Origin of the sequence: Micromonospora sp. BL1, assembly GCF_003667485.1 — a bacterium.
Taxonomy (GTDB): Bacteria; Actinomycetota; Actinomycetes; order Mycobacteriales; family Micromonosporaceae; genus Micromonospora; species Micromonospora tulbaghiae.
The window spans coordinates 1-584 of record NZ_RCVK01000042.1 but is presented as its reverse complement, the minus strand read 5'-3'; the positions used below and the strand labels follow the sequence as shown (position 1 = coordinate 584).

Annotated in this window: 1 protein-coding gene; it reads right to left on the bottom strand. The window is 71.1% G+C overall.

The window, feature by feature from the left end:
* On the bottom strand, nucleotides 1-447 hold a 447-nt coding region (locus EAD96_RS00190), incomplete at its 3' end, for an FAD-dependent oxidoreductase (protein WP_121682859.1).
* Between the last annotated feature and the right edge of the window lie 137 nt (nucleotides 448-584).

Genomic DNA, 584 nt, shown 5'->3' with positions numbered 1-584 from the left:
GGCCGGGCGGGTGCCGGCGGCGACGACCGCCTTGTCGAAGCTGACCCGGGTCTCCCGGCCGGAGCCGGCGTCCACCCAGACGGAGTGGGCGTCGGCGAACCGGCCGGTGCCGGTGATCAGCGCGACCTTGTTGCGGGCCAGCTGGTTGCGGATGACGTCGGTCTGCCGGGTGATCACGTGCTGGGTGCGGGCGGCCAGGTCGGCGACGGTGATGTCCTCCTTGACCCGGTAGCTGCTGCCGTAGAGGTCGCGCTGGCTCAGGCCGGTCAGGTAGAGCACCGCCTCGCGCAGCGTCTTGGAGGGCACGGTGCCGGTGTTGATGCACACGCCGCCGAGCATGTCGCGGCGGTCCACTATCGCGACGCGGCGGCCCAGCTTGGCCGCGGCGATGGCCGCCTTCTGTCCACTCGGTCCGGAGCCCAGCACCAGCAGGTCGTAGTCATACACGAGCGCCAGCCTGGCAGGGTCTCGCAACCGGTGCCAGCCGAGACGCCCCCACGAAAGCTGATCACTGCCGTAGGGTGCGCTGATGCGCCGCCCCGTAACCCTGATCATGCTCCTCGGACCGCTGCTCGTCGCCGGGT